The 5,025-nt window shown below is 49.1% G+C and carries 4 protein-coding genes and 1 tRNA gene; 4 read left to right on the forward strand and 1 reads right to left on the reverse strand.

Translation table 11 applies throughout. The features are described from left to right. The first annotated feature begins 109 nt into the window (after positions 1–109). Positions 110–502, forward strand: coding sequence for a four helix bundle protein (locus KDD36_14660; GenBank protein MCB0397891.1), 393 nt, complete (start codon positions 110–112; stop codon positions 500–502). Between the two features lie 39 nt (positions 503–541). Further along, positions 542–613, forward strand: a tRNA-Arg gene (locus KDD36_14665). A gap of 110 nt (positions 614–723) precedes the next feature. On the opposite strand, the gene KDD36_14670 is transcribed toward KDD36_14665, so the two are convergent. Then, entirely contained in the window at positions 724–1,071 is a 348-nt protein-coding gene (locus tag KDD36_14670; GenBank protein ID MCB0397892.1) for a four helix bundle protein, read from the reverse strand. 535 nt (positions 1,072–1,606) lie between these two features. On the opposite strand from KDD36_14670, the gene KDD36_14675 reads away from it, so the two are divergent. Together KDD36_14675 and KDD36_14680 are read left to right on the forward strand one after the other, a co-directional pair. Then, on the forward strand, positions 1,607–3,022 hold the full coding sequence (locus KDD36_14675) for a putative DNA binding domain-containing protein (GenBank protein ID MCB0397893.1): 1,416 nt from the start codon (positions 1,607–1,609) through the stop codon (positions 3,020–3,022). 24 nt (positions 3,023–3,046) lie between these two features. Next, positions 3,047–4,831: an SWIM zinc finger family protein gene (locus KDD36_14680; GenBank protein MCB0397894.1), complete on the forward strand. Its 1,785-nt coding sequence runs from the start codon at positions 3,047–3,049 to the stop codon at positions 4,829–4,831. The last annotated feature ends 194 nt before the right edge of the window (positions 4,832–5,025 follow it).

A 5,025-nucleotide genomic window follows, 5' to 3' on the forward strand; every position in this document is an offset into this window, starting at 1 on the left:
CTTTCATTTTGCGATGGGTGTCATTCGGTTTGCCTGTGCTAATGCGGTGATGTGCTGATGCGGTGATGAACAGGGTTGTTGGCAATAGTAAAGTGTGGTTAATAATACGATGAAAGAAGAGACGGGAAATCCGATTGTTGATATCACCTTTCATTTTGCGATAGGTGTCATTCGGTTTGCCGAGGAATTGGAGCAATTGAAAAAGTTTGTCATTGGTCGACAAGTGTTGAGATCAGGTACAGCAATAGGCGCATTGGTGAGGGAAGCACAAACGGCAGAAAGCCGAGCAGATTTTATACATAAATTGAAAATTGCACAGAAGGAGGCGCACGAAACCGAATACTGGCTTCTTCTTTGTCAGCATTCCCATAATTACCCTAACGCAGATGTTTTATTGAAAGACCTGTTATCAATTCAGAAACTATTATCAAGAATCATTTCAACATCGGTTAAAAACAAAGTTCAATCAGCCACCACGAAAACACACTCTGATAGTCATTAACACATTAGCACATCAACACATTAGCGCATTAGAATACCTGGCCCCGTAGTTCAATGGATAGAATAGAAGTTTCCTAAACTTTAGATACAGGTTCGATTCCTGTCGGGGCTACAAAAACAGCAAGAGCATACAGTGTGGAGCATACAGAACCTCCGATTCACCGTATGCTCTTGTTGTTTTTGTCCCTGTATGCTGTTGCAGTATGCAGTTGCTGACCTTATCTACTCCGACAACTTCCTGATCATCCCATACAGCATCTTGGACAGTTCTTCCAGCTTGTCCAGGAAGATATTGCAGGAACTTTCTGCCTCCGGGTAAACATCCTGCAGATAGTCAAAGATCCCAGCGCATTCAAATACCGAGCCCCTTGCCACGATAAAAAAGTTCTTCTTATCTCGTTTGGTGAAACGCCCGGCGCCTTCTGCAATGTTCAACATGATGCTGAACGAAGCACGCTTCAACTGATCATTCGTGTTCCGGTCGGTCTTGACCTCATTCAGAAACTGCACCGTGTCCCTGTGCAATTGTTTGGCTTTGTGGTATACGTCCAGTCTTTGAAAGTCAAACATGGTGTATGATTGGGTTGGGGCAAAGCTGGGGATTTCCCGGAATGCAATGGAGACAAAGGGATGTAAAAAGTCACCGGGGTGATTTGAGGGCGCACATTGTCTCACATACTCAGCCTAAGGAATGAATCATCTCCACCAAAAGGCAGGGATTCTCGGTTACCGAACTGTATGCTGTTGCCGTATGCAGTTGCTGCTCTCAACGTCCAGTCTTTGAAAGTCGAACACCGTGTGTAATTTGGATTGGGGCAAAGCTGAGGATTTCCCGAAATGCAATGGGGAACAAGTGGTGTAGAAAGTCACACGGGTGATTTTAGAACAAGAATTGGTTTGCATACTCTGCCTGTGCATAATCCGAACAACCTGAACACCTAAACCCGTTTTAAAGTGAGCAGTGTAATCCGGAATATGGTGAACACCTGTCCAGATGAATCTCAGGGAAATTGCTCCTGAATTTTTCAAAGCCGTTCAAAAATCTGAACCGGGATGCTTACTTTCACAGGATGATTTCATTCATCACCCGTGAAATCACAGCGGCATGAACCCCGAACAACTCCGGCAGATACTGAACACAGGCGAAAGCATAGAGGTCGAATTCAAAACCTCGCGGACCGACCTGAACAAAGACGCTTTTGAATCCGTTTGCGCTTTCCTCAACCGCAACGGAGGACACCTGCTGCTGGGCGTGAAAAATGACGGTACGGTGGAAGGCGTGCAGGAAGACCGCATACAAACCATCATCGACCACATCATCACAAGCGCCAACAATCCCAATAAGCTCAGTCCGCCCTTTTACCTGTCGGCAAAGGTTATCCAATATCAGAAAAAGCAAATCATCCATGTGTATGTACCGGAAAGTTCCCAGGTACACAGCACCGCCGGAAGGATATTCGACCGCAATGAAGATGGGGATCTTGATGTCACCAAGCACACCGATCAGGTTACGCAACTCTATTTGCGAAAACAAAACACCTATTCGGAAAACAGGGTGTTCCCTTACACCAGGCTTTCCGATTTCAAATCCGGGCTCTTTAAGCGGGTTCGTATCACTGCTCAAAATTTAAGTTCAGGCTATAAGGAACATCCCTGGGTAAGCATGACTGATGAAGAATTACTACGGTCAGCAGGGTTGTTCAAGCACGATCATCAGACCGGAAAGGATGGCTATACGCTGGCTGCCATCCTACTTTTTGGCAAAGATGAAACGATCATGGACGTATTGCCTCATCATAAGACCGATGCGATACTTCGTATAGAAAATCTTGATCGCTACGATGACCGGGATGACATCCGCACCAATCTCATTGAAAGTTATGACCGGCTCATGGCCTTTATCCAGAAACACCTGCCGGATAAGTTCTACCAGGAAAACGAACACAGGAGCAGTTTGCGCGACAGGCTCTTCCGGGAAGTGGTCAGCAACATGCTCATCCACCGGGAATTTTCCAATGCTTTCCCGGCCAAGCTGATCATTGAGAAAAACAGGGTCTATGCCGAAAACTGGAACCGGCCTCACGGTTCGGGGGCCATTGACCCGGCCAATTTCTCACCCTATCCGAAGAATCCGGTGATCGCGCGCTTCTTTAAGGAGATCGGACGGGTGGACGAGCTGGGATCGGGCATACGGAATGTCAATAAATATACCGGAATTTATACACCCGGTGCGAAACCGGAGTTCCTGGAAGGGGACATTTTTAAGACGATCATTCCCCTGATATCAAAAAAGAGTACTACCCAAATCGCTACCCAAATAACTACCCGAATAACTACCCTAAAGATGCCTGAAAGGATCATAGAACTGCTGAAAGAGAATCCGTCCATGAGCAGGAAAGAACTGGCAGAGGTGTTGGGAGACATTACGGAGGATGGGGTAAAATATCATCTTGATAAGTTGAAAGAGGATGGGAAGATCGAACGGGTAGGTGGGACAAGAGGTTATTGGAAGGTGAGATAAAGGATACTAACCTTGATGCCTGCCATGCAAATCCCACTTACACAATTCGAGCAATTCATAGAGGACACCATCCTCAAACGCGGACTGTCCTATTTCAAAAAAGGACAGGTACAGGAAGTGGAAGAAACCTCATCCGGGCAGTACGAAGCCGTTGTGCAAGGCACCGAAGAATACAGGGTACGGTTACAGATCAAAGACCATGCGGTCACCCACCACCTGTGCAGTTGTCCGTACGACCAGGGACCCGTTTGCAAACACATCGTGGCCGTGATCTTTTATCTTCAACAGGAAACACTGGGCCTGCAACCCGATGCCTCCAAGGAAAAACCCCAAAGGAAAAAGAGACCGGCAACCGAAACTAGGAAAAAACGCAAAACCGTTGCCGGTAAAGTGGATGAATTGCTGGGAAACATCTCCCATGATGAACTGAAAGACTTCGTCCGCCAAAAAGCCGCAGAATCTTCTCCCTTCAGAAACACCCTGCTGTCGGCCTTTGCCCATCAGAACACGGATGAGTCACAGGGAGATTACAACAAACAGATACGCTCCATCCTCCGCCAGGCCGCAGGCCGCGACGGATTCATCCCCTGGTCGGCCACCGGGCATGTGGGAAGAATGATGCACGGCCTGATGGTAACGGCCCGGAACCACTTTGATCGCGGGAACTTCCAAAGCGCCATCTTCATCAGTTGCGCCATGCTGGAAGAGATGACAAAAGCCTTTCAGTTTGCCGACGACAGCAACGGCGACATCGGCGGGGCCATCGACGAGGCCATACACCTGCTTGGCGATATTGCTTCCGCAAAATTATCCGATGATCTGCGGAAATCACTGCTCGCTTACTGCATCAAAGCGTACCAGAAAGAACTGTTCGAGGGCTGGGACTGGCACACGGGCATGCTCAACATCGCCGTCCTGCTTGTTCAAACCCAAAAGGAAACGGACCAGATGATGGCTTTGCTGGATGGCGTCATACATACTTATTCCGGGAAAGAACCGGAATGGACGAATAGAGGCGGACTCCGGGAACCTTCGGGTGGCATTTCAAGATATGAGATGGAACAGGCCCTGCGCATCAAGCTGCTTCTCCTGAAAAAGACCGGGAAGCCCGAAGCCGCTGAACAACTTATCCGGGAAAACCTTTCCACCCCCACCATCCGGCGGACCGCCCTGGAAAACGCATTCGCAAAAGGGGATTATGATGAGGTCGTCCGTATCGCCGAAGACGGTATGCGCAAAAACCGCAAGCAATACCCCGGACTGGTGCATGAATGGCAGGACTGGCAGCTGAAAGTGGCCGTGCAGAAAAAAGACAGGAACACCATCATTGACCATGCCAGGCAATTGTTCATCGGCTCCCACCGTGATAAGGAAGAATACTGGCAACTGATGAAGACCCATGTTGAGGTGGATGAGTGGCCAGCCTTTGTGGAAAAACTGGTTAGCGAAATGAGCAAGCGGGACGCCTGGGGTCATTTTCATACCGTTGCCCGGATCTTCATCGACGAAGCATGGTGGGACCGCCTGATACAATGGGTACGTGAGGGGCCGCTCACCCTGGAAGGGGTCCGGGAATATGAACCCTACCTGGCAAAGGATTACCCGGACGACCTGGCCGGAATCTATGAACAGAAGATCACCGAATACCTCCAACAGCATACCGGAAGAGGTTATTACCAGACGGCCTGCCGTTTCCTGCGCAGAATGCGTAAGCTGGGCGCCGGGGAAAAAGTCGATGTTCTGATCGACCGGTTCCGGAAAGAGTATCCCCAGCGGAAGGCACTGCTGGAGGAACTGGAAAGAGTCTGAAATCAGCATACAGCAACAGCCTGCCTGCCGATACATGGGCCAACACGACGGTAGGCAGGCATACGGTGAGCAACTCGAAGCTTCCTGCTCTTTAATCAAGCTCTACAACGTGATGGGCAAAAAGGTGGAGGTTGAGGTCAACAAGGACGTGCTGGAACGCTTCCGCACCATTGCTGTTTCCGAGAAGGTGCGTC

The sequence above is a fragment of the Flavobacteriales bacterium genome, assembly GCA_020435415.1.
In the GTDB taxonomy this organism is placed as follows: Bacteria; Bacteroidota; Bacteroidia; order JACJYZ01; family JACJYZ01; genus JACJYZ01.

Coding starts and splice junctions, on each gene's coding strand:
- KDD36_14660 (MCB0397891.1), top strand. CDS start 110: ATGAAAGAAGAGACGGGAAATCCGATTGTTGATATCACCTTTCATTTT.
- KDD36_14670 (MCB0397892.1), bottom strand. CDS start 1,071: ATGTTTGACTTTCAAAGACTGGACGTATACCACAAAGCCAAACAATTG.
- KDD36_14675 (MCB0397893.1), top strand. CDS start 1,607: ATGAACCCCGAACAACTCCGGCAGATACTGAACACAGGCGAAAGCATA.
- KDD36_14680 (MCB0397894.1), top strand. CDS start 3,047: ATGCAAATCCCACTTACACAATTCGAGCAATTCATAGAGGACACCATC.